The 25,938-nt window shown below is 72.1% G+C and carries 21 protein-coding genes; 6 read left to right on the top strand and 15 right to left on the bottom strand.

The window, feature by feature from the left end; genetic code table 11:
* Positions 1-269 precede the first annotated feature (269 nt).
* Positions 270-1,793, top strand: a complete 1,524-nt coding sequence (locus AC0L6F_RS01080) for a DUF222 domain-containing protein (protein WP_274635705.1) — start codon at positions 270-272, stop codon at positions 1,791-1,793.
* A gap of 47 nt (positions 1,794-1,840) precedes the next feature.
* On the opposite strand, the gene ligA is transcribed toward AC0L6F_RS01080, so the two are convergent.
* The 6 genes from ligA to AC0L6F_RS01050 all read right to left on the bottom strand — a co-directional run bounded on the left by ligA (position 1,841) and on the right by AC0L6F_RS01050 (position 11,302).
* Positions 1,841-4,156, bottom strand: a complete 2,316-nt coding sequence (gene ligA, locus AC0L6F_RS01075) for an NAD-dependent DNA ligase LigA (RefSeq protein WP_473538884.1) — start codon at positions 4,154-4,156, stop codon at positions 1,841-1,843.
* 29 nt (positions 4,157-4,185) lie between these two features.
* Positions 4,186-5,283: a tRNA 2-thiouridine(34) synthase MnmA gene (gene mnmA / locus AC0L6F_RS01070; protein ID WP_473538883.1), complete on the bottom strand. Its 1,098-nt coding sequence runs from the start codon at positions 5,281-5,283 to the stop codon at positions 4,186-4,188.
* A 53-nt stretch (positions 5,284-5,336) separates the two neighbouring features.
* Positions 5,337-6,506: a cysteine desulfurase family protein gene (locus AC0L6F_RS01065; protein ID WP_473538882.1), complete on the bottom strand. Its 1,170-nt coding sequence runs from the start codon at positions 6,504-6,506 to the stop codon at positions 5,337-5,339.
* Between the two features lie 29 nt (positions 6,507-6,535).
* On the bottom strand, positions 6,536-8,173 hold the full coding sequence (locus AC0L6F_RS01060; protein ID WP_473538881.1) for an MFS transporter: 1,638 nt from the start codon (positions 8,171-8,173) through the stop codon (positions 6,536-6,538).
* An 81-nt stretch (positions 8,174-8,254) separates the two neighbouring features.
* Positions 8,255-9,346, bottom strand: a complete 1,092-nt coding sequence (locus AC0L6F_RS01055) for a VIT1/CCC1 transporter family protein (protein WP_473538880.1) — start codon at positions 9,344-9,346, stop codon at positions 8,255-8,257.
* A gap of 141 nt (positions 9,347-9,487) precedes the next feature.
* Positions 9,488-11,302 (bottom strand): DEAD/DEAH box helicase, encoded by a 1,815-nt coding sequence (locus AC0L6F_RS01050; protein ID WP_473539926.1) that lies wholly within the window; start codon positions 11,300-11,302, stop codon positions 9,488-9,490.
* A 101-nt stretch (positions 11,303-11,403) separates the two neighbouring features.
* Here AC0L6F_RS01050 and AC0L6F_RS01045 point away from each other — a divergent pair, with 101 nt between their 5' ends.
* Entirely contained in the window at positions 11,404-12,264 is an 861-nt protein-coding gene (locus AC0L6F_RS01045) for an SGNH/GDSL hydrolase family protein (protein WP_473538879.1), read from the top strand.
* A 282-nt stretch (positions 12,265-12,546) separates the two neighbouring features.
* On the opposite strand, the gene AC0L6F_RS01040 is transcribed toward AC0L6F_RS01045, so the two are convergent.
* The gene (locus AC0L6F_RS01040) at positions 12,547-13,383 is read right to left on the bottom strand and encodes a TrmH family RNA methyltransferase (RefSeq protein ID WP_473538878.1); all 837 of its coding nucleotides are present in this window, start codon (positions 13,381-13,383) and stop codon (positions 12,547-12,549) included.
* Positions 13,384-13,410: 27 nt separating this feature from the next.
* On the opposite strand from AC0L6F_RS01040, the gene AC0L6F_RS01035 reads away from it, so the two are divergent.
* Together AC0L6F_RS01035 and AC0L6F_RS01030 are read left to right on the top strand one after the other, a co-directional pair.
* Positions 13,411-14,229 (top strand): Sir2 family NAD-dependent protein deacetylase, encoded by an 819-nt coding sequence (locus tag AC0L6F_RS01035; RefSeq protein WP_473539924.1) that lies wholly within the window; start codon positions 13,411-13,413, stop codon positions 14,227-14,229.
* A gap of 63 nt (positions 14,230-14,292) precedes the next feature.
* Positions 14,293-14,910: a histidine phosphatase family protein gene (locus tag AC0L6F_RS01030; RefSeq protein ID WP_473538877.1), complete on the top strand. Its 618-nt coding sequence runs from the start codon at positions 14,293-14,295 to the stop codon at positions 14,908-14,910.
* Between the two features lie 37 nt (positions 14,911-14,947).
* On the opposite strand, the gene AC0L6F_RS01025 is transcribed toward AC0L6F_RS01030, so the two are convergent.
* Genes AC0L6F_RS01025 through AC0L6F_RS01005 form a run of 5 tightly spaced genes read right to left on the bottom strand, consistent with a single transcriptional unit; the run spans position 14,948 to position 20,989 of the window.
* A complete protein-coding gene (locus tag AC0L6F_RS01025) occupies positions 14,948-15,751 on the bottom strand; it encodes an HpcH/HpaI aldolase/citrate lyase family protein (RefSeq protein ID WP_473538876.1) in 804 nt (267 codons plus the stop codon).
* Complete coding sequence (locus AC0L6F_RS01020; RefSeq protein WP_473538875.1) at positions 15,748-16,224, bottom strand: MaoC family dehydratase; 477 nt, start codon at positions 16,222-16,224, stop codon at positions 15,748-15,750. Before AC0L6F_RS01020 ends, AC0L6F_RS01025 begins: the two co-directional genes overlap by 4 nt.
* Positions 16,225-16,228: 4 nt before the next feature.
* Complete coding sequence (locus tag AC0L6F_RS01015; protein WP_274635716.1) at positions 16,229-17,401, bottom strand: acyl-CoA dehydrogenase family protein; 1,173 nt, start codon at positions 17,399-17,401, stop codon at positions 16,229-16,231.
* 7 nt (positions 17,402-17,408) lie between these two features.
* Complete coding sequence (locus AC0L6F_RS01010) at positions 17,409-19,367, bottom strand: acetyl/propionyl/methylcrotonyl-CoA carboxylase subunit alpha (RefSeq protein WP_473538874.1); 1,959 nt, start codon at positions 19,365-19,367, stop codon at positions 17,409-17,411.
* A gap of 5 nt (positions 19,368-19,372) precedes the next feature.
* Positions 19,373-20,989: a carboxyl transferase domain-containing protein gene (locus AC0L6F_RS01005; protein WP_473538873.1), complete on the bottom strand. Its 1,617-nt coding sequence runs from the start codon at positions 20,987-20,989 to the stop codon at positions 19,373-19,375.
* A gap of 73 nt (positions 20,990-21,062) precedes the next feature.
* Here AC0L6F_RS01005 and AC0L6F_RS01000 point away from each other — a divergent pair, with 73 nt between their 5' ends.
* On the top strand, positions 21,063-21,659 hold the full coding sequence (locus AC0L6F_RS01000) for an SACE_7040 family transcriptional regulator (protein ID WP_473538872.1): 597 nt from the start codon (positions 21,063-21,065) through the stop codon (positions 21,657-21,659).
* A gap of 54 nt (positions 21,660-21,713) precedes the next feature.
* On the opposite strand, the gene AC0L6F_RS00995 is transcribed toward AC0L6F_RS01000, so the two are convergent.
* The 3 genes from AC0L6F_RS00995 to pdhA are packed head-to-tail and all read right to left on the bottom strand — an operon-like array spanning position 21,714 to position 25,298.
* Complete coding sequence (locus AC0L6F_RS00995; protein WP_473538871.1) at positions 21,714-23,105, bottom strand: dihydrolipoamide acetyltransferase family protein; 1,392 nt, start codon at positions 23,103-23,105, stop codon at positions 21,714-21,716.
* A gap of 49 nt (positions 23,106-23,154) precedes the next feature.
* The gene (locus tag AC0L6F_RS00990; RefSeq protein WP_473538870.1) at positions 23,155-24,165 is read right to left on the bottom strand and encodes an alpha-ketoacid dehydrogenase subunit beta; all 1,011 of its coding nucleotides are present in this window, start codon (positions 24,163-24,165) and stop codon (positions 23,155-23,157) included.
* The gene (pdhA, locus tag AC0L6F_RS00985; protein WP_259611815.1) at positions 24,162-25,298 is read right to left on the bottom strand and encodes a pyruvate dehydrogenase (acetyl-transferring) E1 component subunit alpha; all 1,137 of its coding nucleotides are present in this window, start codon (positions 25,296-25,298) and stop codon (positions 24,162-24,164) included. Before pdhA ends, AC0L6F_RS00990 begins: the two co-directional genes overlap by 4 nt.
* A gap of 165 nt (positions 25,299-25,463) precedes the next feature.
* Between pdhA and AC0L6F_RS00980 the strand changes: the two genes are divergently transcribed.
* Positions 25,464-25,937, top strand: a complete 474-nt coding sequence (locus AC0L6F_RS00980; RefSeq protein ID WP_259611814.1) for an Lrp/AsnC family transcriptional regulator — start codon at positions 25,464-25,466, stop codon at positions 25,935-25,937.
* Position 25,938: the final 1 nt, after the last annotated feature.

Raw genomic sequence — 25,938 nt, 5'->3', positions numbered from 1 at the left:
CCCGAGCATGAGACGGTTCTCACCTGATCCCATTGCAGTGTAGAAGCTCTGTGCTATGCTGGATGGAGTAGCAAGCCTCGATACGCACCAGTTTCCGGCCAAGATCATCACGCTTCAGACGTCGAGGGCACGTCCTCTATTCGTCGACGTCCGTCTGGAGCTTTCTCGTGTCAGCTGTGCCGCAGTCGCCGGGTTCGATACCCGATCCTGTTTCAGGGTCTGAGTCCGCGTCGGCGTCGGATGCGGTCCCCGCATCTCCGTCGCACTCCATGGCGACTCCGGAAGAGTCGACGCCCGCCGTCCGGCCGGCGCGGCGAGAGGTGGACCCGGCAGCAGAGGCAGATCGTGCCGCCCGCGACCGGGAGGTGTTCGAAGATGGCCGACTGCCGTCGCCGCGGGGCATCTGGGGCACCCTTGACGCGATCGTCACCGATCTGGTCGACACGCGCAGGCAGATCGCGATCCTCCAGGCGCGCGAGGCCGGGTTGCTCTCTGATGCGGTGGATGTGGTCATCGAGCGCGAACGCGATCGGTTCCGCCGCGATCTGCCGGTCTCGCACAAGCTCCCGTTGCGGGAGATCTCGGCGGAACTGGGCGCGGCGACGCGTCTGTCGGACCGGTCGGTGCAGACCCGCATGGGAACGGCGGCGCTGCTGGTGGGCAAGTTCCCCGCCACCTATGCCGCGCTGGGTCGTGGCGAGATCGACTGCGCCCACGCATCCACGATCGTCGATGAGGGGGCGTTCATCACCGACCCCGGCAGGCGCGCCGAGTATGAGGGGCGGGCGTTGGCCGCCGCCGCCGGCGAGACGCCGTACCGTCTCTCGCAGATCGCGAAGATCCTCGCCGCGCGGATCGATCCGGATGCCGCCGCGCAGCATGTCGAGGAAGCCAGGCAGGATCGGTTCGTGCGGTACGTCGATCTCGGCCACGGGCGTGGGCAGGTCCTGTTCGAGGGCCCTGCAGTTCTCGCCCGCGCCGTGTATGACCGCATCACGAGCCAGGCGTACCAGGTCAGGAAGAAAAGGCGTCGCAACGACGAGCAGCGGCCGGACGAGTCGCTCTCCGGCGCTGATGCCATAGACGTCGACCGCCCGGCGGAGGGCTCGCCCGTCGACGGTGAAGCGTCGTTCACGCTGATCACCGGCCCGAGTGGCGGTGCTGACGGTGACGACGCGGAGGACGATGGCGACCCGCGCACCATGGACCAGCTCCGCGCCGATCTGTTCACCGACATCCTGCTCACCGGCACTCCGACCGGGCACGGTGACGGGCTCGAGCGCATCGACGCGAAGGTGCAGATCACCGTCCCGGCGCTCACCCTGCTGGGGCACAGCAGACAGCCTCCGATCCTGGCCGGGCACGGACCCATCGACCTCACGACCGCCAAACGACTCGCCGCGCACGCGCCGGGTTGGGATCGGGTGCTCACCCACCCCACCAGTGGGGAACCCGTCGCCGTGGACCGGTACCGACCCTCTGCGGAACTGCGCCGCTTCCTCGACGTGCGTGATGAGCATTGCCGGTTCCCCGGCTGCACCCGCCCACCCTGGCACTGTGACAACGACCACACCCTCGACGCCGCACTGGGCGGTCCCACCAGCGACGACAATCTCGCCGACGAATGCCGGCCGCACCACGTCGTCAAGCACAACACCCTCTGGCGGGTGGAGCAGATCGGACACGGCAAGCTGCGATGGACCAGCCCGACCGGGCGCGAGTACATCGACATCCCGATCGGCACCGTCACCTTCGTCCCCGAACCGCTCCCCAACGACCCGCCGCCGTTCTGAACGGCGAGCTTGGCCCGGGACGTTCAGGACATCAGGCGATCGGTCGGTCAGGCATCCAGCGCGTCCGGCCCCTGCTCGACCAGGACCTTGAACTGCGCCGCGTCGATGATCCGCACGCCCAGCTCTTCGGCCTTGCCCAGCTTCGACCCCGCCCCGGGCCCGGCCGCGACGAAGTCGGTCTTCTTCGAGACGGATGACGCGGCCTTTCCGCCGGCTGCGATGATCGCCTCCTGCGCCCCTTCGCGGCTGTAGCCCTCGAGCGAGCCCGTCGCCACCACCGTGATCCCCTCCAGCACCCCGCCGGCGGATGACGCACCCGGACCGGGATGACCGGGGATCTCCCACCGCGCCCCGGCATCCGTCCACCGCCGCACGATCTCGCGGTGCCAGTCGACCTCGAACCAGTCCAGGAGAGCGTCGGCGATGATCCCGCCCACGCCCTCGACGGCCGCGAGCTCGTCGCGCGAGGCTGCGCGGATGGCATCCAGCGACCCGAACCACTGCGCCAGCGCACGCGCGGCCACCGGACCGACGTGCCGGATGTTCAGCGCGACCAGCAGCCGCCACAGCTCCTTCGTCTTCGCCTTCTCGAGCTCGGCGAGCAGCTTGGTCGCGGCCGCCGACGGCTGCGGTCGGTCGTCGCCGGCCTTGCGCTCCTGTGCGGTGGGATTGCGGCGGAACGGAGATCGTCGCTTGACGGAGCCGTCCTCGCCCTCCTTCGGCAGTCCGGTCTCGGCGTCGCGCACGATCACCGAGATCGGCACGAGCTCGTCCAGCGACAGGTCGAACAGCCCCGCCTCGGTGTCCAGCGGGGCGACGGCCGGAGGCTCGGCCTGGGTGAGTGCGGCTGCGGTCACCTCGCCGAGCACCTCGATGTCCAGCGCACCGCGCGAGCCGATGTGCTCGACGCGACCGCGCACCTGCGCGGGGCACGACCGGGCGTTGGGGCACCGCAGATCGATGTCGCCCTCCTTGGCCGGGCGCAGCGGCGACCCGCACTCCGGGCAGAACTCCGGCATGACGAACGCGCGCTCGCTGCCGTCGCGCAGCTCGACGACCGGCCCGAGCACCTCGGGGATGACGTCTCCCGCCTTGCGCAGCACGACGGTGTCGCCGATCAGCACGCCCTTGGCCTTGACGACGTCCTGGTTGTGCAGCGTCGCCTGGCGCACCACCGACCCCGCCACGTGCGCGGGCGCCATCACGGCGAACGGCGTCGCCCGGCCGGTGCGGCCGACGGAAACGACGATGTCGAGCAGCTTCGTCTGCACTTCCTCCGGCGGGTATTTGTAGGCGATGGCCCACCGTGGCGCGCGGCTGGTCTGTCCGAGCTCGGCGTGCAGCGCGAGCTCATCGACCTTCACGACGATCCCGTCGAGCTCGTGCTCGATGTCATGCCGATGCTCACCGAAGTACGACACGAACTCGATGACCTCGTCGATCGTGCGGCAGACCCTCGTGTGCGGGCTCGTCGGCAGACCCCACTGCGCGAGCAGTTCGTAGACCTCGCTCTGGCTGGCGACGGGTGGGTTCTCCCAAGCGCCGATGCCGTGCACATACAGCGAGAGCGACTCGACCCGCAGCATCCCGGCCTCGTGTTCGAGGCCCTCCTTCTTGTCGAGCTGCTGACGCAGCCCGCCGCTGGCTGCGTTGCGCGGATTGGCGAACGCCGGAAAGCGCCGCACGGCCGCCGCCCTCGCCTTCTCTTCGTCGAACGGCCTCTTCGCGCCGCCGCGAGCCGTCCAGCGTGCCAGGGCGTCGTCATGGGCGCGGTCGCGGAACGCCGCCTGGGCGGCGTTCAGCCGCTCGAACGCCGCCACCGGGATGAAGACCTCGCCGCGCACCTCCACGATCGGCGGGTGCCCCGTGCCGGACAGTCGCTGCGGGATGTCGGCGAGGCGCAGCGCGTTCTCCGTGACGATCTCGCCGACCCGTCCGTCGCCGCGGGTCGCCGCCGAGGTGAGCACGCCGTTCTCGTAGCGGAGGCTGATCGCGAGGCCGTCGATCTTCAGCTCGGTCAGCCAGGCCACCTCGCGACCGGCCGCCGCCTGCGTCTTCACGGCCCAGTCGCGCAGCTCCTCGACCGAGAACACGTTGTCCAGGCTCAGCATCCGCTCTGCGTGCTCGATCGTGTCGAGACCCGTCGCCTCTGCGGCGCCCACCATCTGCGTCGGCGAATCCTGGCCCTGCAGTTCCGGGTACAGCCGCTCGAGCTCGGCGAGCCGACGCATCCATCCGTCGTACGTCGCGTCGTCGACGAGTGAGGTGTCGCGCCCGTAGTACGCGTCCTTGGCCTCGAGGATGCGGGTGGTGAGGTCTTCCGCCTCGGTGCGAGCGTCGTCCCGTGAGATGTTCTGCGCCACGGCTCGAGTCTACGAGCGGCCGCCGACGTTCACGCGTCGACGGGGACGGCCGAGACCGTGCGGTCGATCGTGAACTGCCCGATCACCCGAGTGCCGTCGTAGAGCACCGCCGTCTGCCCCGGTGCGACGCCGTCGAACGGATGCGTCGGTCGCACGGTGAGCACGCCGTCGGCCAGCTCGGCCTGTGCGGGCACCGGGTCGGCGTGCGCGCGGATCTGCACGTCGCAGTCGAATGTCCCCTCGGCCGGCGCGCGACCGGCCCAGCTGAACCGCTCCCCCGCGATCTCGGCGCACGCGAGCGCCTCCTTCGGCCCGACCACGACGGTGTTCGAGACGGGCCGCACCTCGAGCACGAAGCGCGGCTTGCCGTCCGCCGCCGGCACGCCGATCTTCAGGCCGCGCCGCTGCCCCACCGTGTATGCATGCGCGCCCTCGTGCCCGCCGACCACGGCGCCGGTGCGGTCCACGATCTCGCCCGGCTCGGCGCCGACCTTGTCGGCGAGCCAGCCCCGCGTGTCGCCGTCCGGGATGAAGCAGATGTCGTAGCTGTCGGGCTTGCGCGCGACCGCGAGCCCCCGCCGTTCCGCCTCGGCGCGCACCAGCTCCTTGGACGGGGTGTGCCCGAGCGGGAAGTACGTGTGCGCGAGCTGCTCGGCGGTGAGCACGCCCAGCACGTACGACTGGTCCTTCGCGGCATCCGACGCGCGGTGCAGCTCCCGGCCCTGCGGACCGTCGACCAGCGAGGCGTAGTGGCCGGTGCAGACGGCGTCGAATCCGAGCTCGAGCGCCCGCTCCAGCAGGGCGGCGAACTTGATGTGCTGGTTGCAGCGCATGCACGGGTTCGGGGTGCGCCCGGCCTGATACTCGGCGATGAAGTCGTCCACGACATCCTGCCGGAACCGCTCGGAGAAGTCCCATACGTAGAACGGGATGCCGAGCACGTCCGAGACGCGGCGCGCGTCCATTGCATCCTCGATCGTGCAGCAGCCGCGGCTGCCGGTGCGCAGCGTGCCGCCGGCGCGGGAGAGCGCCAGGTGCACGCCGACGACGTCGTGCCCCGCCTCGACCGCGCGTGCCGCGGCGACGGCGGAGTCCACGCCGCCGCTCATCGCCGCCAGAATCCGCATGGGCTCCAGTCTACGAGCGGCCGCCTGGGCGCGGGCCGGGTTCCGTCCCGCGGTCAGCGCCGGGCCGCTGCCCGTGCGCGCTCGACCGCGTCCGGCAGCACAGCGAGGGCGGCGTCGACGTCCGCCTGCGTCGAGGTGCGACCCAGCGTGAACCGGAGCACCTGGCGGGCCTCGGCATCCGTTCGCCCCATCGCTGTGACGACGTGCGACGGCTCGGGGATGCCGGCCTGGCAGGCCGATCCGGTCGACGCGCAGACGCCGGCCTCGTCGAGCAGGAACAGCAGCGTCTCGCCGAGCGCGCCCGGGAACAGGATGTGCGCGTTGCCGGGCAGCCGCTCCTCCGGGTCGCCGAGCAGCGCGGAGCCGTCCACGGCGTCCCGGATGCCGCGGACCAGCCGGTCGCGCAGCGCGGCCAGGCGCACGCCCTCGGCGTCGCGCTCGGCCTCGGCACGCTCGGCCGCGACCGCGAACGCGGCCGCCCCTGCGATGTCCTGGGTGCCGCTGCGCAGCGCGCGCTGCTGCCCGCCGCCGTGCAGCAGCGCCTCGGGTGCGGCGGCCCGCGAGATGACCAGGGCGCCGATCCCGACCGGCCCGCCGAGCTTGTGCGCCGAGACGCTGAGCGCGCACAGGCCGCGCTGTCCGCGCGCATCGCCCCGCCACCGCCGGAATGAGACCGGCAGGTGGCCGAACGCGGCGATCGCGTCCAGATGCAGCGGCACTCCGGCGCCGACGGATGCCGCGGCCAGCCCGGCCGCGTCGTTGATCGTGCCCACCTCGTTGTTGGCGACCAGGGCGGTCGCCACCGCCGCGCCGGGCAGCGCCCGCGCGAACGCGTCGACGTCGATCGCGCCCTGCGCATCCAGCGGCACCGGCCGCACCGGGGCGGCCTCGTGCGTGCGCAGCCACTCGACCGCGTCCATCGTGGCGTGGTGCTCGCCGTCCGGCAGGACCACGGCGTCCGTTCCCGTCGCCCGCGCCCACCACAGGCCCTTCACCGCGGCGTTGACCGACTCGGTGCCGCCGGAGGTGAACACCACCTCGATCGGATCGCAGTCCAGCACGGCCGCGAGCCGCTCCCGGGATTCCTCCAGCACCCGGCCGGCGTCCTGGCCGTCCCGGTGGATCGAGGACGCATTGCCGCGGTGCTGCGCGGCGGCCAGCCACGCATCGCGCGCCTCGGGGCGCAGCGGCGTGGTGGCCGCGTGATCGAGGTAGACCGTCACCGGTCCACTCTGCCACGCCGCGACGCCGGTCAGGCCGCCGGTGCGCCGCGGCCGGCGACTGCGCGCACCCGCAGCGCGCCGATCAGGCCGAGCACGAGGAACGCCATGGCCACCAGCAGCGAGCTGCGCGTGGCATCCGCGAACCCCGCCGACAGCGCCGCCACGAGCGCGTCGGAGTGCTGCGCACGCAGCTGCGCGATCGTGGCGCCGGCGCTCTGCCGGGTGGCGTCGACGAGCTGATCGATCTTCGGGCCGGTCAGGCCCGCGTCGGATGTCGCCGCCGGGAGCGTGAGGGCCAGCGCGATCGCCAGCGCGGCCCCCGAGACGGCGGTGCCCAGTGCGCTGCCCACCTGCCGGACCGTGCTCTGGGTCGCCGAGCCCTGCCCGGACTGGGCGGGCGGGACGTCGCGCAGCACCGTGCCGGTCAGCTGCGCCGAGGCCAGCCCCAGGCCGAGCCCGTAGACGACCAGGGGCGCCGCGATCAGCCAGGCCGCGGCATCCGGTCGCACCACCATCGCGACCACCAGGATGCCCACCACCTCCAGCGCGAGGCCGAGGATCACGACGCCCGGGGCGCCCAGCCGCGCGGCGAGGTGGCGCGCGAGAGCACCGGACACGAACGCGCCGACCGCCATCGCGGCCAGCACCAGCCCCGCCGTCATCACGGGCAGCCCCATCGCGTTGACCAGGAAGAGCGGCAGCACGAACACCAGCGCGAACTCGCCGACGGCGACCGTTCCGGCGGTGACGTTGCCCCAGGTGAAGGTGGGCAGGCGGAACAGCGTCAGATCCAGCAGCGCCTGCCGGCCCGCGCGTGCCCGCGACCGCTCCCATCCGATGAAGCCGACCAGCGAGACCGCCGCCACGACGATCAGCACCGGCACCGGCGAGATCGCCGCGGTCTGCGGCCAGGTCAGCCCGAACACGGTGAACGACTCCTGCGGTCGCCACCACCCCAGATCCGGCCCCTCGATCACGACGAACACCAGGGATGCGAAGCCGACCACGCTCAGGACGGCGCCGAGGATGTCGGGGCCGCCGCGATCGCCGGAGTCGGCCGCCGGGGCGCGGGTCTCACGGACGGTGAAGACCGCAGCGACGAACACGATCGCCCCCAGCGGCACGTTCACCAGGAAGATCCACGGCCACGACGCGTACTGGGTCAACGCCCCGCCGGCCAGCGGGCCGATCGCCGCCGCCCCCGAGATCACCGCCCCCCAGACGCCGAACGCAGCCGCGCGCGACGGCCCGCGGAACGTGGCGTTCACGCTCGAGAGCGTCGTGGGCAGGATGAGCGCGGCCCCGAGCGCCTGCACCGCCCGCGCAGCGATCAGCACCCCCGCGGCCCCGGCAGCACCGGCCCACACGCTGCCGGCGACGAACACCACGATCCCGGCCAGGAAGAGCCGCTTACGCCCCCATCGGTCCGCGAGCCGACCGGCCGACAGCAGCAGGGCCGCCAGGACCGCGGCGTACAGGCTGCCGACCCACTGGGCGTCGCTGAGGGTGAGATGCAGATCCCGGACGATGTCGGGCAGGGCGACGCCCACGATCGTCCCGTCCAGGACGATCATCCCGAGCCCGGAGGCCAGCGTGGCAAGGCCCAGCCAGTCCCGCCGCGTCGGGCCCGACTCGACCGCGGTCTCGACCGTGCGTGCGCCGGTCATCGCGAGTGCGCGACCATGGTGAGACTCCCAACCTTCAGCAATACTGAGATGGCTTCAGTGTAGCTGAAGGATGGCGATGTGTCATCCCAGTGTGATGTCGAACAGCAGCCCCAGCCCGTAGGTGACCGCCGCGGCGGCGAAGCCGATGAGCAGCTGCCGCAGCGCACGGCGCAGCGGCGGCGCGCCGGACAGCAGCCCCACCATCGCACCGGTGCCCAGAAGGGCCAGTCCCACCAGCACCAGCGCCAGCACCACCGCTGCCGGGCCGGTCAGTCCGAAGATCCAGGGCAGCACCGGGATGATCGCGCCCGAGGCGAAGCAGAGGAAGCTCGAGATCGCCGCCCGCCATGCCCCGCCCACGACCTCGCCGATGTCGCCGGTCGAGACCGGGCCGGCGCCCGGCGCGGCCGGCTCCGCGGCGCGGGCGTGGTCCAGCACGCGCTCCGCGCGCTCGATCGCGTCCTCCTGGGTCATCCCCCGACTGCGGTACACCAGGGCGAGCTCGTTGGCGTCGAGGTCGAGGTCCGGAAGGACGCCGTCGGCGAACTCGCCCGGCTCGGTGGCCTCCAGCAGCTCGCGCTGCGAGCGCACCGACACGTACTCGCCGGCGCCCATCGAGAGGGCCCCGGCCAGCAGCCCGGCCACCCCGCTGAACAGCACGAAGGACGAGGGGACTCCGGTCGCGCCGATGCCCATCACCAGGGCGAGGTTCGAGACCAGCCCGTCATTGGCGCCGAACACGGCGGCCCGGAACCCGCCGGAGAGCCGCCGCCGCCCGCGGGCGGCGAGGCCCCGCACGACCTCCTGATGCACCTTCTCGTCGGCGGCCATCGCCGGGGTCGCGTGCGGGTCGGTCTCATACGGCGAGCGCCCCTCGGCGTTCTGGGCCAGTGCCAGGACGAAGATCGAGCCGAAGTGCCGGGCCATCCAGCCCAGCAGCACGGTGCGCGCGGACGCAGGTGGGGGCGAGGCGGGCTCTGCGCCCAGCAGCTCGAGCCAGTGCGCCTCGTGCCGCCCCTCGGCATCCGCCAGCGCGGTGAGGATCTCGCGCTCCTCGCCGGTGCGGCGACCGGCCAGTTCGCGATAGACGCGCGCCTCGGCCCGCTCGTTGACCAGGTACTGCGCCCAGCGGCGGCGATCGCGGCTGCTGGGCTCGGCGCGAGGCGCGGTCACATCTTCTCCCGGGGTCGACAACCGTTCGAGGCTATCGGCGACGGATGCCGATCCCGCGCGATTCCGCGGGATTGCCAGCATTTCGGAGCTCCGAACGGGACGCGGCCGCCGGCATGGCCCGGACGGGCGACGGCCCCGCGGCTACGAGTGCACGCGGCCCCGGAGCACCTCGATCCGCTTCTGCAGCTGCGCGACCGTGGCCTGGGCGACGGCGGGTCCGCCGCAGACCCGCCGCAGTTCGGCATGCACGGCGCCGTGCGGTTCGCCGGACTGGCGGGCGTACAGCCCGACCAGGCTGTTCAGCAGCTGACGCTGCTCCTTCAGGGTGCGGTGCAGCGCCTGCGGCGGCACCGCGTCCCGGGCGTCGGTGGAGCCCTCGCGCGCCTCGCGGGTGGCCCGGTGGCGCCCCTGGCGGGCCTGACGCTGCATCAGCAGCTCGTGCACATGCTCGGGTTCGAGCAGACCGGGAAGGCCGAGGAACTCCTCCTCCTCCGGGGTGCCGGGGACGGCGAGCTGGCCGAACTCCTTGCCGTCGTACAGCACCCGGTCGAAGTGCGCGAGCGATCCCAGGGCCTGGTAGCTGAACTCCTCGGTGAGCGCGTCCGAGGCCTTCTCCTCGCGCTCCGCGGCATCCATCAGATCCTCTTCGGCGTCCCACTCGTCGCCGTCGGACTCGCGGTCCAGCGCGTGGTCGCGCTGTCGCTCCAGCTCGCCGGCCAACGCGAGCAGCTGCGGCACGTTCGGCAGGAACACGCTGGCCGTCTCGCCGCGACGCCGGGCCCGCACGAACCGGCCGATCGCCTGCGCGAAGAACAGCGGCGTCGAGGCGCTCGTCGCGTACACCCCGACCGCCAGGCGCGGGACATCCACCCCCTCCGAGACCATCCGGACCGCCACCATCCATCGAGCCTCGCTCTGCGCGAACGTCTCGATCCGGGCGGATGCCTCGGCCTCGTCGGAGAGCACCACGGTGGGCGCCTCCCCGGTGATCTCCCTGAGGATCGCCGCGTAGGCGCGGGCGGCGGTCTGATCGGTCGCGATCACCAGCCCCCCGGCATCCGGAACCTGCTCGCGCACCTCGGTCAGTCGGCGGTCGGCGGAGCGGAGCACCGCCGGGATCCAGTCGCCCTCCGGGTCGAGCGCGGTGCGCCAGGCCTGCGCGGTGATGTCCTTCGTGTTGTCCTGGCCGAGCTGGGCCTCCATCTCGTCACCGGCCTTGGTGCGCCACCGCATCTGCCCGGCGTAGACCATGAAGATCACCGGCCGGACGACCCCGTCCTGAAGCGCCCGCCGGTATCCGTAGGCGTAGTCGGTGCGCGAGATGCGGATGCCGTGCTCGTTCGGGTGGTATTCCACGAACGGGATCGGCGCGGTGTCGCTGCGGAACGGGGTGCCGGACAGCAGCAGTCGGCGGGTGGCACGTCGGTACGCCTCGCGGAGGGCGTCGCCCCAGCTGAGCGCGTCGCCGCCGTGGTGCACCTCGTCGAGGATCACCAGCGTGCGCTTGTCGAGGATGAGACGCTCGTGCACGGATGCCTTGACCGCCACCTGCGCGTAGGTGACGGCCACGCCGTGGTAGTGCCGGGCCGGGGCGGCGTGCCGGTTGGAGAACGCGGGATCGAGCCGGATCGATGCCCGGGCCGCGGCATCCGCCCACTGCGTCTTCAGATGCTCGGTCGGGGCGACCACCACGATCCGGTCGACGACATCCCGCCGCAGCAGCTCGCTGGCCAGACGCAGCGCGAACGTGGTCTTGCCGGCGCCGGGGGTGGCCGCCGCGAGGAAGTCGCGCGGGCCCTTGCCCGGACCATCCGGGCCGTCCAGCTCGAAGTAGCGGTCCAGCGCCTCGGCCTGCCAGGCGCGCAGGCGCTGGGCCGTGCCCCAGGGCGCGCGCTGCGGGTAGGTCGGTGAAAGGTGTTCGGCGGCGAAGCTGCCCAGAGAGGTCTGCTCCTCCACCCGCACCCCTTCCCGCCGCCGGACGAGATTCCAGCCTAAACCGAGCGTGCGACCCTGCCCGAGATTAGTCTGAATGTCGGTCACGAATCGGAAGGATGCTGATGCCCGCCACCGAGGATCGCCGCACCCCGTATGTCGACAACGCCGGCCCGCACCCCTGGCGCCGGTTCGTCGCCCTGGGCGACTCGTTCACCGAGGGGGTCGGCGATCCCGATCCGACCCAGCCGGGCGCCTTCCGCGGCTGGGCCGACCGGGTCGCCGAGGTGCTCTCGAGCCAGGTCGACGACTTCGCTTACGCGAACCTCGCGGTGCGCGGCAAGCTCATCCGGCAGATCGTGGACGACCAGATCGAGCCCGCGCTCGCGCTGAAGCCGGATCTGATCACCCTGTGCGCAGGCGGCAACGACGTGATCCGGCCGCGGTCCGATCCGGACGCGGTCGCCGCGCTGTTCCGCGACGCCGTGGCCCGGCTGGCCGGGAGCGGCGCGACCCTGGTCGTGTTCACCGGGATCGACACCGAGTTCACCCCGGTGTTCCGCGGCATCCGCGGCAAGGTCGCCATCTACAACGAGAACATCCGGGCGGTGGCCGAGGAGTTCGACTGCGTCGTGGCCGATCAGTGGGCGCTGAAGACCGCGCAGGACCCGCGGTTCTTCGCCGACGATCGGCTGCACTTCAACGTGCTCGGACACCACGAGGTCGCCCGCATGGTGCTGCGAGCGCTGAACGTGCCGAACGATCTCGCCCCGATGCAGCCCGACCCGCTGCCGGTGCGCACCTGGCGTGAGGCGCGCACCGAAGACCTGGTGTGGGCGCGCGCGTACCTCGTGCCGTGGGTGCTGCGTCGGCTGCGGCACCAGTCCTCGGGCGACAACATCACCGCCAAGCGGCCCGACCCCCTGCCGGTGCAGGTGGTCGCGCCGGGCGCGGATCCCGGGGCCGGTCGGGGCGAGGAGGCGTAGCTGCTCGTCGCGGAGGATGACAGCGCCGTCGTCGCCGCTCGGCGTCAATGGGGACGGCCCACCGCCGGAACATGATCGCCCGACCCGAGTTCGCACGGCAGCCGACCGCGAGGATCACGTCGAGGCTGTACAACGTGACCGGCCGGTCCACGCCGGCAATATGCACTTTTTGCATATTGCTCTCCGGCTCGACCTCAGCGTCGTGACTGCGTGTCCATCTCAACGTACCGGTGCGCACAGACACGGCCTGGGTGCCATACCGGACGGAGGAGCACAGCGTCACTACCTCGTCGCGTAGAACGCCACCGCCGACGAGGCCGCCACGTTGAGCGAGTCGACGCCGTGCATCATCGGGATCGTCACCCGGCGGTCGAGCAGCCGGTCGGTCGCCGGCGTCAGGCCATGGCCCTCGGCGCCGAACACCAGTGCCAGGTCGCCGTGATCCTCGGCGACCAGCTCGTCGAGAGTGATCGAGTCCTCCCCCAGCGACATACCCGCCACGACGTAACCGGCGTCTTTGAGCAGCTGCATGCCGTCGCGCGGCCAGCCGTCGATCCGCGTCCACGGCACCTGGAACACCGTGCCCATCGACACGCGCACAGCTCGCCGATAGAGCGGGTCCGCGCAGCCAGGCGTCACCAGCACGGCGTCGACGCCCATTGCTGCGGCGTTCCTTATTGCACCACCGACGTTCGCGTGGTCGGTGAGATTCTCAAGGACGGCGATTCGTGAATGTGGTCGCCGCCGCGCGCCCGCGAGCACGTTGCGCACCGTCGGCAGGTCGGGCCGGTGCATCGCCGCGAGAACACCCCGGTGCACGGGGTAGCCGGTCACCTGTTCGGCGACGGAAGCGGGCACCACATACACCGGGACATCGGGCAGCGAGCCGAGCAGGGCCGCGGCATCCGGCATCCACTTCTCCTGGACGAGCACCGACCGCGGACGGTGCCCGGCCTCCAGCGCCCGGGCCAGGACCTTCGCCGACTCGGCCATGTACAGGCCCCCGGCCGGCTCGAGCGCGCGGCGCAGCGCGACATCCGTCAGATCGCGATAGTCCGCCAGGCGCGGGTCGTCGGGGTCGCCGATCGGGATGGTGATCACCGTCCCAGGATGCCGCATGGCGGGGCGTAGCCTGGTGCGGTGCGGATGACGGACGCGATCGACGACGCGACGGCGGCGCTGTCGGGGCGCCGGGTGGCGGTCCTGACCGGAGCCGGCGTGTCGACCGACTCCGGCATCCCGGACTATCGCGGCGAGGGGGCGCCGGTGCGCACGCCGATGACCGTGCAGCAGTTCCTCGGTTCGGACCATGCCCGTCGCCGATACTGGGTGGGCAGCCACCTCGGGTGGCGGCGCATGTCGTCCGTGCATCCCAACGCCGGGCACACGGCACTGGCTGCGCTCGAGCGGCGCGGGGTCGCGAACGGCGTGATGACCCAGAACGTGGACGGCCTGCATCTGCAGGCCGGCTCCGGGCGGGTCGTCGAGCTGCACGGCACGCTGCGGCGGGTGGTCTGCCTGCATTGCGGACAGGTGTTCGACCGGCGCGACCTCGCGGCGCGCATCGACGCCGACAACCCGTGGCTGGTGACCTCCGAGGACGCGATCCTGCTGCCGGACGGCGATGTGCGCCCCGATTCGGTCGACGGCTTCCGGCTGCCCGTGTGCACGATCTGCGGGGGGATGCTCAAGCCCGAGGTGGTCTTCTTCGGCGAGACCATCCCGCCGACCCGGTTCGCCGCGGCCGAGCGGCTGCTGGCCTCGGCCGAGGCGCTGCTGGTGGCCGGATCCTCGCTCGCGGTCAACTCCGGGATGCGGCTGGTCCAGCGCGCCCAGCGTCGCGACCTGCCGATCGTCATCGTCAACCGGGGACCGACCCGGGCCGACCCGCGTGCCACCGTGCGGATCGAGGCGGGCACCAGCGAGGTGCTCGGCGCGCTGGCCGAGCGGCTCCCCGTTCCCTGATCCCGGCACACAGGGCGCCGGGCGCCCAGCGTCCTGTGATCCGGCGCCCGGTACCCTCGAACAGTGACCTCCCTCATCTTCGTGCGCCACGGCGAGACCGACTGGAACCTGACCGGACGCATCCAGGGCAGCTCCGACATCCCGCTCAACGACACCGGTCGGCGGCAGGCCCGCGAGGCGGCCGCCGATCTGCGCGAGCAGCTGCACGGGCCTGTGGCGATCGTGGCCAGCGACCTGTCGCGGGCGCGCGAGACGGCCGAGATCATCGCCGGCGAGCTCGGACTCGAGGCGCCGCGGCTGTATCCGCAGCTGCAGGAGCGCGCCTACGGCGAGGCCGAGGGCAAGACCGGCGAAGAGGTCGCGGCCCTGTGGGGTCCGTGGGTGACGGCACGGGTCCCGGGCGCCGAGACGCCCGACGAGATGCGACGCCGCGGACTGGCCGGCGTGCGCCGGGTCGTGCGCGACGTGCGCCGCGCGACGGCCCCGGCCGCGACATCCGTCATCGTCGTCTCGCACGGCGGACTCATCCGCGAACTCGTCCGGCACGCGACCGGCGGCAGCCTGCCCGAGCCGGGCACGTACCTGCCCAACGGCGGCGGCTACTCGATGCTGTACGAACGCGAGCGGCTGCGCCTGGTCGAAGCGGCGCGCAGCGCGGCGTTCGCCCCGGCGACCCGCTGAGTCGGCACCCTCCGCGGCCGCGCCGAGGACGGATGCCTCAGGCCCGCGTGAGCACCGCGCGGGCGTGCCGCAGCACGGGCTCGTCGACCATCCGCCCCTCGAAGGCGAACACGCCCCGCTGTCCGGATGCCGCGGCCAGCACGGCCCGCGCCCACTCCACCCTCGCGGCGGAAGGCCGATATGCGGCACGGATCAGCTCGACCTGGCCCGGGTGGATGCAGGCGGTCGCGGCGAAGCCGCTGGCCACCGCATCCTCTGCTTCCCGGGTCTGCCCCTTCGCATCGCCGATGTCCAGGTGCACCGCGTCGATCGCGGCCGTGCCGTGCGCACCCGCGGCCAGCAGCACCCGCGAGCGCGCGTAGCGGGCGACATCGCGGTAGCGGCCGCTCTTCCTGCGGCTGGACGTGCCTCCGAGCGAGGCCACCAGGTCTTCGGCCCCCCACATCAGGGCGACGACGTTCTCGAGCGCCGCGATCTTCTCGGCATGGGCCACTCCGCGCGCGGTCTCGCACAGGGCGATCACCGCGAAACGCGGATCGAGCCGCCCGATCTTCTTGGCCGACTCGCTCTTGGCCACCATCACGGTGCGGTAATCGGTCTGCGCCAGCGTCGACAGATCGGATGCCGTGTGCTCGGTGTCGAGCGGATTGATGCGCACGATCGTGGTGGCGGGGTCCAGCTCCGACTCGATCAGGTGCCCGCGGGCGGCGGCCTTGGCGGCCGGCGCGACGGCATCCTCCAGGTCGAGGATGACCGCATCCGCGCGTGCGGCGGCCTTCGCATAGCGCTCCGGCCGGTCGGCGGGGCAGAACAGCAGAGCAGGTCCCATGGTGAAGCTCATGCGTCCTCCGTCGGCAGGCACCACATCAGCGCGACCCGGGTGGCGGTGGCCACCACCTCGCCGTCCTGGTTGCGCCCGGTGTGGGTCATCGTGACCAGTCCCTGGCCGGGGCGCGAGTTCGACAGGCGCTTCGCGACGATCTCGGTCTCGGCGTACAGCGTGTCGCCGGCGAACAGCGGATGCGGGAAGGCGATGTCGCTCAGCCCGAGCTGGGCGACGAGCGTGCCCTGCGTGATCTGGGTCACCGACATCCCGACGATCGTGGCCAGCGTCCACATCGAGTTCATCAGCGGCGCGCCGAACGGCTGCGTGGCCGAGTACGCTGCGTCCACGTGCAGCGCCTGGGTGTTCATCGTCAGCGCGGAGAACAGGGTGTTGTCGGCCTGCGTGATGGTCCGGCCGGGGCGGTGCAGATATCTGGCCCCGACCTCGCACTCCTCGTAGTACAGCCCGCGCTGGACGATCTCGCTCATACCGTCACGCTAGCCCGAGCGCGCGGGCGATGACCAGCAGCTGCACCTCGGTGGTGCCCTCGCCGATCTCGAGGATCTTCGAGTCGCGGTAGTGCCGCGCCACCGGGTACTCGTTCATGAACCCGTTGCCGCCGAAGATCTGCGTGGCGTCGCGCGCATTGTCCATCGCCGCGTCGCTCGCGGTGAGCTTCGCGACGGCGGCCTCGGTCTTGAACGGCTTGCCCGCGTCGCGCAGCCGGGCCGCGTGGTGCCAGGCGAGCCGGGCGGTGTGCACCCGGGCGTGCATCCGCGCGATCATGAACTGGATGGCCTGCCGGGTCGCCAGCTGCTCGCCGAACACCGTGCGCGAGTGCGCATACTCGGTGGCCGCCTGCACGCAGCCCTCGGCCGCCCCAGTGGACAGCGCGGCGATGGCGATGCGCCCCTCGTCGAGGATGTGCAGGAAGTTCGCGAACCCGCGGCCCCGTTCGCCGAGCAGATTGCCCTCGGGCACCCGCGCATCGGTGAACGTGAGCGGGTGCGTGTCGGACGCGCGCCACCCCACCTTGTCGTAGGCCGGCTCGACGGTGAACCCGGGCGTGCCGTTCGGGACGACGATCGTGGAGATCTGCTTGCGGCCGTCCTGCTCGCCGGTGACGGCGGTGACGGTGACGAACCGCGTGATGGCCGTGCCCGAGTTCGTGATGAACTGCTTGGCGCCGTTGATCACCCATTCCCCGCCGTCCAGGCGCGCGTTCGTGCGGGTGGCCCCGGCATCCGAGCCGGCCTCCGGCTCGGTCAGGCCGAAGCCGGCCAGCGCACGGGCCGCCAGCAGGTCGGGCAGCAGCTCCTGCTTCTGCGATTCATTCCCGAATCGGAATACGGGCATCGCGCCGAGGCTCACGCCGGCCTCGAGCGTGATCGCCAGCGACTGGTCGACCCGGCCGATGGCTTCGATGGCCAGGCAGAGCGCGAAGTACGTGCCGCCCTGCCCGCCGTACTCCTCCGGGAACGGCAGACCGAACAGCCCCAGTTCGCCCATCTGCGCGACCACGTCCAGCGGCAGCGTATGGGTGCGGTCGGCCTCGTAGGCGATCGGGGCGATGACGTCGTCCGCGAACCCGCGCACCAGGCCGGCCAGCTCGCGCTCGTCGTCGCTGACGTCGTAAGAGGAGTAGGTGTCCATGGTGTCCTTCATTCGGCGTTCATTCGGTGGATTCGGGGGTGACGCGGGCAAGCACCTGGTCGCGGCGCACCTGGTCGCCGGCGGCGGCCGCCAGCGTCACGATGCCGTCGTGCGGAGCGGCCAGCGGATGCTCCATCTTCATTGCCTCGAGGGTGATGATCCGGTCGCCGGTGACCACCCGCGCACCGTCGGCGACGTGGACGGCCGCGACGGCGCCGGGCATGGGGGCGCGCAGCTCCGGGTCGGATGCCGCATCCGCCCGCTCGCGCTGGGCGAGGCGACGCTCCATGGCCTGGCGGCGGGTGAGGGGCTCGAGCGCGCTGGTGACGCCGTCCGCATGCACCCAGACGATGCCGTCCGGGGCGCATTCCGCCTCGCCTGCTCGGGCGATGCCGCCGGCGCCGGGCGCGGCCCCGGCCGTCGCGGGGGCGCAGCGGGTCACGACGACCTCGCCCGCAGCCGTGCGGAACCGGATCGTGGCTGCCGCGGCATCCGCACCCATCCGCCAGCCCGAGCGCGCCCGCCACAGCGCCGCGGCGTGCGGCGGTGCCGGGGATGCGGTGTCCCCGGCGGCTGCGACCCGTGCGGCTGCAGCCAGCGCCGCGGTCGTCGGGGTGGGATCGACGAAGGGCGGCATCCGGTCGATCAGTCCGGTGTCCATGGTCCCGGCCTGCACGGCCGGGTCGGCGATCAGCGTGCGGAGGAAGTCGATGTTGGATTCCACCCCGAACAGCACCGTGTCGGCCAGCGCGGCGTCCAGCTGCGCGAGGGCGTCGGCGCGGTCGGCGGCGTGGGCGATGACCTTCGCGATCATCGGGTCGTACTCGGCCCCGACGGTGCTGCCGGTCTCGACCGCGGCATCCGTCCGGACGGTGCCCGCAGAGGGCCCGGAGGCCGGCTCCCACCGCAGCACGTCCCCGGTGGCCGGCAGGAAGCCGCGGGCCGGGCTCTCGGCGTACACGCGCGCCTCGATGGCGTGCCCGGTCGGTGTGATCTCGCCGAGCGTGAGCGGCAGTCCGGCCGCGATGCGCAGCTGCTGCTCGACCAGGTCGATGCCGGTGACCGCTTCGGTGACCGGATGCTCGACCTGAAGGCGGGCGTTCATCTCCATGAAGAAGAACTCGTCGGGGCGGTCGGCCGACACGATGAACTCGACGGTGCCCGCCCCGGTGTAGTCGACGGATGCCGCGGCCGCACAGGCCGCCTCGCCCAGACGGGCGCGCGTGGTGGCATCGATCAGCGGCGACGGCGACTCCTCGATCACCTTCTGATGCCGACGCTGCAGCGTGCATTCGCGCTCGCCGAGGTGGACCACCCGGCCGTGCGCGTCGCCGAGCACCTGCACCTCGATGTGCCGCGGGTGCAGGATGAGGCGCTCGAACAGCAGCGTGTCGTCGCCGAATGCGGACTTCGCGACCCGGCGCGCCGTGGCCACGGCGTCGGGGATCTGCGCGGCGGAGTGGACCTCCTCCATGCCCTTGCCGCCGCCGCCGGCGGACGGCTTGATGAGCAGGGGGAAGCCCGCCTGTTCAGCGGCGGTCGCGATCTGGTCGTCCGTCATGCCGGCGGCGCTGAAGCCCGGCACGATCGGCACCCCGGACGCGCTGACGTGGTCCCGGGCGCGGATCTTGTCGGCCATGACCTCCAGCGCCCGCGCGCCCGGCCCGATGAAGACGATGCCGGCCGCGGCGCATGCGGCGCCGAACGCGGCGTTCTCGGAGAGGAAGCCGTAGCCGGGGTGGATCGCCTGGGCCCCGGTGTCGCGGGCGGCGGCGATGATCGCGTCGATGTCCAGGTACGAGCGGGATGCCGCGGCCGGGCCGATGCGCACGGCGACATCGGCCTCGCGCACATGCGGCGCGGCGGCGTCGGCGTCGCTGTAGACGGCGACCGCGCGGATGCCGAGGGCCCGCAGGGTGCGGATGACCCGGCGCGCGATCTCGCCGCGGTTGGCGACCAGGACGGTGTCGAAGTACATGCCGGTCACATCCGGAAGACGCCGAAGCGCGGCTCGGGCAGGGGCGAACGGGCGACGACGTCGAGTGCGAGGCCGAGCAGGTCGCGGGTGTCGACCGGGTCGATCACGCCGTCGTCCCACAGACGTGCGGTGGCGTAGTAGGGATTCCCCTGCTCCTCGTACTGCGCGCGGATCGGCGCCTCGAACGCGGTCTGGTCCGCAGCATCCCACTCCTGCCCGCGCGCCTCGTACTGGTCGCGCTTGACCGTGGCCAGCACGGAGGCGGCCTGCGGGCCGCCCATCACCGAGATGCGGCTCGCCGGCCAGGTCCAGAGGAACCGCGGCGAGTACGCCCGGCCGCACATCGAGTAGTTGCCGGCGCCGAACGATCCGCCGATCACGACGGTGAGCTTGGGCACCCGCGTGGTGGCGACGGCGGTGACCATCTTGGCGCCGTCCTTGGCGATGCCGCCGGCCTCGGCATCCCGCCCCACCATGAACCCCGAGATGTTCTGCAGGAACAGCAGCGGGATGCCGCGCTGGTCGCACAGCTCGATGAAGTGGGCGCCCTTCTGCGCCGACTCGCCGAACAGCACGCCGTTGTTGGCCACGATGCCGACCGGATGGCCGTGGATGCGAGCGAATCCGGTGACCAGCGTGGTGCCGTACTCCTTCTTGAACTCGTGCAGCTCGCTGGCATCCACCAGGCGGGCGATCACCTCGCGCACGTCGTAGGGCTGGTTCACATCCACCGGCACCACGCCGTACAGCTCGCCCGGGTCGGCGGCCGGCGGCTCGGCCGGCAGCACCTCCCAGGCCGGCTCGGCGGGCGGCGGCAGCGTCGCGACGATGTCGCGCACGATCTCGAGGGCGTGTTCGTCGTCCTCGGCGAGGTGGTCGACCACCCCGGAGCGGCGCGCGTGCAGCTCTCCCCCGCCGAGCTCCTCGGCGGTGACGATCTCGCCGATCGCGGCCTTCACCAGCGGCGGCCCGCCGAGGAAGATGGTGCCCTGATTGCGCACGATGACCGTCTCGTCGCTCATCGCCGGCACGTACGCGCCGCCGGCCGTGCACGATCCGAGCACGGCGGCGATCTGCGGGATGCGCGCGGCCGACAGACGCGCCTGGTTGTAGAAGATGCGGCCGAAGTGGTCGCGGTCTGGGAACACTTCGTCCTGCATCGGCAGGAACGCGCCCCCGGAGTCGACGAGGTAGATGCACGGCAGCCGGTTCTGAAGCGCCACCTCCTGCGCGCGCAGGTGCTTCTTCACCGTCATCGGGTAGTAGGTGCCGCCCTTGACGGTGGGGTCGTTGCACACCACCATGACCTGACGGCCGTGGACCAGGCCGATCCCGGCGATGACGCCGGCGGCCGGGGCCTGACCGTCGTAGAGACCGTCGGCGGCCAGCGGCGCCAGCTCGAGGAACGGGCTTCCCTCGTCCAGCAGCCGGTCCACCCGGTCTCGGGGCAGCAGCTTGCCGCGGGCGACGTGCCGCTCCCGCGAGCGCTCCGGCCCGCCGACCGCGGCGACGGCGAGTCGCTCGCGCAGGGTCTGCGCCAGCTGCTGCTGGGCGACGCGGTTGCGCTCGAACACCTCGTCATGCGCCGGTGCGGTGCCGATCGCGGGTGCCCGACCGCTCATCTCATCTCCATCGACTGTCACGTCCTGTTAATGTGGACTAACTGAGTTTCAATGTTAGCGAGGATTAACCCAAATGGCAACGGCATCCACCGACCGCGCGCGCGCCAAGTCCCGCCGCCGTGCCGAGCTGATCGCCGCAGCGGCACGGCTGTTCGCCGAGCGCGGCTTCACCGGGGTGAGCCTCGAGGACATCGGCGCCGCCGTGGGCGTCAGCGGGCCCGCCGTCTACCGCCACTTTGCCAGCAAGCAGGCGCTGCTGGCCGCCATCCTGGTGGGGGTCAGCGAGCACCTGCGCGACGGCGGAGCCGCGGTCCTGGCCGCCGAATCGGATGCCGCGGCCCGCCGGGACGCGCTGATCCGATTCCACGTCGACTTCGCGCTCACCGACGCCGACGTCATCCGCGTGCAGGACCGCGATCTGTCCTCGCTTCCCGACGCCGACCGGCACCGGGTGCGCCGACTGCAGCGCGAGTACGTCGAGGCGTGGGTGGGCGTGCTGCGTACGCTGCAGCCCGGCCGCACCGACGCCGAGCTGCGGGTGCGCGCGCACGCCGTGTTCGGCCTGATCAACTCCACGCCGCACAGCGTGCGCGCCCTGCGCTCCGCACCGTCCGACGACGACGTCCGCACGATCCTCGAGCAGCTGGCTCGGGCGGCGCTGGCTGCCTGAACGCCCGCTCCCCCGCGTCGCCCGCGAGTGCGGCGCGAACGGCGGCACGTCCACTCAGCGCATCAGCATCGCGCGGCCCGGCTCGACCAGGATGCTCCCGACGTCGGCGAGGAACCGCGATCCCTCGGCGCCGTCCACCAGCCGGTGGTCGAACGACAGGCTGAGGGTCATGACCTCGCGCAGGGCGATCCCGCCCTCGTGCTCCCAGGGGCGGTGCTGCACCGAGCCGAGGCCGAGGATTCCGGCTTCGCCCGGGTTGAGGATGGGGGTGCCCGCCTCGATTCCGAACACGCCGAAGTTCGTGATCGAGAACGTGCCGCCGGTCATCGCCGACGGCGGCGTCTTCCCGGAGCGCGCCGTCTGCGCGAGCTCGGTGATCGCGTCCGCGAGCTCGACCAGCGTCAGGGCGTCGGCATCCGGGATGACCGGCACGATGAGCCCGCGGTCGGTGGCGGCAGCGATGCCGAGGTTCACATAGTGGTGCTCGACGATCTCGCCGGCAGCAGCATCCCACTTCGCGTTCAGGCTCGGATTGCGCCCGAGCGCAAGGCACACGGCCTTGGCCGCGACCGCCATCACGCCGATCCTGTGGTCGGCCAGCGCCCGGTCGGCCTTCAGCGAGGCGACCAGCTGCATCGTGGCGGTGACGTCGACGGTGTGGAACGTCGACACGTGCGGTGCGGTGAATGCGCTGGCGACCATCGCCTCGGCCGTGGCCTTGCGCACGCCGCGGATGGGCCGGCGGGTGGTGCGATCGCCGTCCAGAGCGGTGCGGGCGGATGCCGCATCCGCCGCCTGCGCGCTTTCCCGTCCGGCCTCGGCCGCCGCGGTCGCGTCGGCGACGCCGACCCGGGCCGCGTACGCCTCGACGTCGGAGCGCGTGATCAGCCCGGACTGTCCGCTGCCCGACACGAGCGCGAGATCGACGCCCAGATCCTTCGCGAGCTTGCGCACCGGCGGTGTGGACCGCGGGCGCTCCATCGGGCGCTCCGGCGGCTGCTCCACGATCGCGTCGTGCGGCGCCGCCTCCAGCACGGCGGTGTCGGGGCCGCGTGCGCCGTCGGCACGGGCGACCCGCGTCCGCCGCTGCGGACGGGCCGAGCGCCGGGGTGCGGCGCCGTAGCCGACGAGGTTCGGCGTGGCCTTCTCGGTCTCCTCCTCGCCTCCGGCGGTCGCCTCGGAAGCCGCAGCCGCGGCATCCGCCGCGTCCTGCCCGCCGAACGTGATGAGCACCTCGCCGACCTCGACCACGTCGCCGGCGGCGTGGTGCAGCTTCTGCACGGTGCCGGCGAACGGACTGGGCAGTTCGATGACGGCCTTGGCGGTCTCGACCTCGGCAATGTTCTGGTTCAAAGCGACCTCGTCGCCCTCGGCGATCAGCCACGACACCAGCTCGGCGTCGGGAAGCCCCTCGCCGAGGTCGGGAAGTCGGAAGTCCTGGCCCATCACAGCGCTCCCCTTTCCGCGGCCGCTTCGCGGCCGGGGCCGACGCCCGTCACAGTTCCACCCCGGTCAGGCTGTTCGGGCGGTCCAGCACCCGGTCGACGGCATCCAGGATCCGATCGAGGTCGGGCACGTGGTGCTTCTCCAGCTTCGCCGGCGGGTACGGGATGTCCCATCCCGTCACCCGGACCGGCGGCGTTTCGAGGTGGTAGAAGCAGCGTTCGGTGACGCTGGCGATGAGCTCGGCACCCATCCCCGCCTCGCGGGCGGCCTCGTGCGTGACCACCATTCGGCCGGTCTTGCGCACCGAGGCGGTCACGGTCTTGTAGTCCACCGGAGACAGCGAGCGCAGATCGATCACCTCGATCGAGATGCCCTCGTCCTCGGCGGCGGTGGCGGCATCCATCGCCGTGGACACCTGCGCGCCGTACGTGAGCAGCGTCACGTCGTCGCCGGGCCGCGCCACCCGAGCGAGTCCCATCGGCGGCGCATCGGCGATGTCACCGTCCAGGTCGACCTCGCCCTTGGCGTGGTACAGCCGCTTCGGCTCGAAGAAGACCACCGGGTCGTCGCAGGCGATGGCCTGGCGCAGGACGGTGTACGCGTCCTGCGGGTTCGAGACGGCGACCACCCGCAGTCCCGCCGTGTGCACGAAGTACGCCTCGGGCGACTCGGAGTGATGCTCCGCGGCGCCCACGCCGCCCGCCCACGGGATGCGGATCGTGATGGGCATCTTCACCGTGCCCTGCGAGCGGTAGTGCAGCTTCGCCACGTTCGAGACGATCTGGTCGAACGCCGGGTAGACGAAGCCGTCGAACTGGATCTCGACCACCGGCCGGTACCCGCGGTAGGCCAGGCCCACGGCGGTGCCCATGATCCCGGACTCGGCCAGCGGCGTGTCGACGATGCGCTGCGCGCCGAACTCGGACTGCAGCCCGTCGGTGATGCGGAACACGCCCCCGAGCTTGCCGATGTCCTCGCCCATGATGAGGACCTTGTCGTCGTCGCGCATCGCGCGGCGCAGCCCCTCGTTCAGGGCCTTGCCCATGGTGAGCTCGGTCATCGTCCGGCCTCCTGCCCGGCATCCGCGAACCCGTCGAGGTAGGCCGAGAACCACGTGCGCTCCTCGTCGAGGCCGGCATGCGGCTCGGCGTACACGTCGTCGAGGATGCTGAGAGCCGGTGCCGTCGTCATGGCCAGGCACGTGCTGCGCACGGCGGCGGCCGTCTCGTCGGAGGCCGCGGCCACCTCGGCCTCGAACGCCTCGTCGAACGCGCCCTGGGTGCGCAGGTAGGCCTCGACCCGGGCGAGCGGGTCGCGGGCGCGCCAGCGCTCCAGCTCGTCCTTGTCGCGGTACCGGGTGGGGTCGTCGCTGGTGGTGTGCGGCCCCATCCGGTAGGTGACCGCCTCGATGAAGGCCGGGCCCTTGCCGCTGCGGGCGTGCTCCAGCGCCCACCGCATCGCGGCGTACACGGCCAGCACGTCGTTGCCGTCCACCCGCATGCTCGGGATGCCGAACCCCGGCGCGCGGCCGGCGATCGGCGCCTGCGCCTGCACGCCGACCGGCTCGCTGATCGCGTACTGGTTGTTCGTGCACACGAACACCACCGGCGAGCCGTACGAGGCGGCGAACACGAGCGCCTCGCTCACGTCGCCCTGGCTGGTGGCGCCGTCGCCGAACCAGGTCGCGACGACCTGGTCGGTTCCGTCGCGCTGGATGCCCATGGCGTAGCCGACCGCGTGCAGGGTCTGCGCGCCGATGATGATCTGCGGAATCGCGGCGCCGATCTCGTGCGGGTCGTAGCTGGAGTGCGCCTCGCCGCGCCAGGCGCGGACGTACCCCTCCGGCCCCGCACCCCGGGCGTAGGTCACGCCGGTCTCGCGGTAGCTGGGGAAGGCGAAGTCGTCGTCGCGCAGTGCGCGTGCGCTGCCGATCTGGGTGGCCTCCTGGCCCTGGCAGGGCGCCCACAGGCCCACCTGCCCCTGGCGCTGCAGGGCCATACCCTCGGCGTCGATGCGCCGCAGGATCACCATGTCGCGGTAGAGCGCCCGCAGCGCGGCGGCGTCCACGTCGCGGACCCAGGGGTCCAGGTCGGCGTTGGGGATCCGCTCCCCGCCGGCGGTCAGCAGGCGCGCGACATCGTCGATGTCCGTCTCGAGGTCGGCGGCCGGGGTCAGGGTGTGCACCATCGTCATCCCTCCTTCTCGCGGGTCCCTCGTGGGGCGTTCCGCGTGATGAGCCCGGCGTCTTCGCCGGATGCTCTGAGGCTACGTCGATCTTGCACCTAGCTCAAGCATCCCAAAAGACACTGAGCATGTTGCGCAGATTTCCCCACCTGGGGCGTGCTAGTGTTTCGCACTATGGCCCACCTGGACAGCGTCGATCTGGAGCTCCTGGCGACTCTCTCGCACGAACCCCGCGCGACGGTGGTCGCGCTGGCCGACAAGCTCGGGATGAGCCGGAACACCGTGCAGGCCCGGATGGCGCGGCTGGACAAGTCCGGCGTCTTCCTCTCCTACGAGCGCGCGATCTCCTCGAGCGCGCTGGGCTTCCCGATCGAGGCGTTCATCAGCGTCACCGTCCGCCAGGCCGACCTGCCGTACATCACCGGCGAGCTGCACCGGATCCCCGAGGTGCTGCAGGCGCACGGGCTGAGCGGCCAGATCGACCTGCTCGTGCGGGTGGCCTGCCGCGACACGCAGCATCTGTTCGACACGGATGCCCGCATCCTCGCGATCGAGGGCGTCGAGCGCACCGAGACGTCGCTGGTGATGGGCGAGGTCATCGGCTACCGGGTGCGGCCCCTGATGGAGATGGCGCGCGAGACCGCCTGAT

Source organism: Microbacterium sp. G2-16M (assembly GCF_055809115.1).
The sequence above is the reverse complement of the archived record's forward strand: the minus strand, read 5'-3'. Positions and strand labels throughout refer to the sequence as shown.

What these genes read in the sequence shown, in the direction of transcription:
- AC0L6F_RS01025 (WP_473538876.1), bottom strand. Translation starts at nt 15,751, where the DNA reads ATGAGCTTCACCATGGGACCTGCTCTGCTGTTCTGCCCCGCCGACCGG.
- AC0L6F_RS01080 (WP_274635705.1), top strand. Translation starts at nt 270, where the DNA reads ATGGCGACTCCGGAAGAGTCGACGCCCGCCGTCCGGCCGGCGCGGCGA.
- AC0L6F_RS01060 (WP_473538881.1), bottom strand. Translation starts at nt 8,173, where the DNA reads ATGACCGGCGCACGCACGGTCGAGACCGCGGTCGAGTCGGGCCCGACG.
- AC0L6F_RS01000 (WP_473538872.1), top strand. Translation starts at nt 21,063, where the DNA reads ATGGCAACGGCATCCACCGACCGCGCGCGCGCCAAGTCCCGCCGCCGT.
- AC0L6F_RS00990 (WP_473538870.1), bottom strand. Translation starts at nt 24,165, where the DNA reads ATGACCGAGCTCACCATGGGCAAGGCCCTGAACGAGGGGCTGCGCCGC.
- AC0L6F_RS01040 (WP_473538878.1), bottom strand. Translation starts at nt 13,383, where the DNA reads ATGCGGCATCCTGGGACGGTGATCACCATCCCGATCGGCGACCCCGAC.
- mnmA (WP_473538883.1), bottom strand. Translation starts at nt 5,283, where the DNA reads ATGCGGATTCTGGCGGCGATGAGCGGCGGCGTGGACTCCGCCGTCGCC.
- pdhA (WP_259611815.1), bottom strand. Translation starts at nt 25,298, where the DNA reads ATGACGATGGTGCACACCCTGACCCCGGCCGCCGACCTCGAGACGGAC.
- AC0L6F_RS00980 (WP_259611814.1), top strand. Translation starts at nt 25,464, where the DNA reads ATGGCCCACCTGGACAGCGTCGATCTGGAGCTCCTGGCGACTCTCTCG.
- AC0L6F_RS01010 (WP_473538874.1), bottom strand. Translation starts at nt 19,367, where the DNA reads ATGTACTTCGACACCGTCCTGGTCGCCAACCGCGGCGAGATCGCGCGC.
- AC0L6F_RS01015 (WP_274635716.1), bottom strand. Translation starts at nt 17,401, where the DNA reads ATGAAGGACACCATGGACACCTACTCCTCTTACGACGTCAGCGACGAC.
- AC0L6F_RS01020 (WP_473538875.1), bottom strand. Translation starts at nt 16,224, where the DNA reads ATGAGCGAGATCGTCCAGCGCGGGCTGTACTACGAGGAGTGCGAGGTC.
- AC0L6F_RS01035 (WP_473539924.1), top strand. Translation starts at nt 13,411, where the DNA reads ATGACGGACGCGATCGACGACGCGACGGCGGCGCTGTCGGGGCGCCGG.
- AC0L6F_RS01045 (WP_473538879.1), top strand. Translation starts at nt 11,404, where the DNA reads ATGCCCGCCACCGAGGATCGCCGCACCCCGTATGTCGACAACGCCGGC.
- AC0L6F_RS01005 (WP_473538873.1), bottom strand. Translation starts at nt 20,989, where the DNA reads ATGAGCGGTCGGGCACCCGCGATCGGCACCGCACCGGCGCATGACGAG.
- AC0L6F_RS00995 (WP_473538871.1), bottom strand. Translation starts at nt 23,105, where the DNA reads ATGGGCCAGGACTTCCGACTTCCCGACCTCGGCGAGGGGCTTCCCGAC.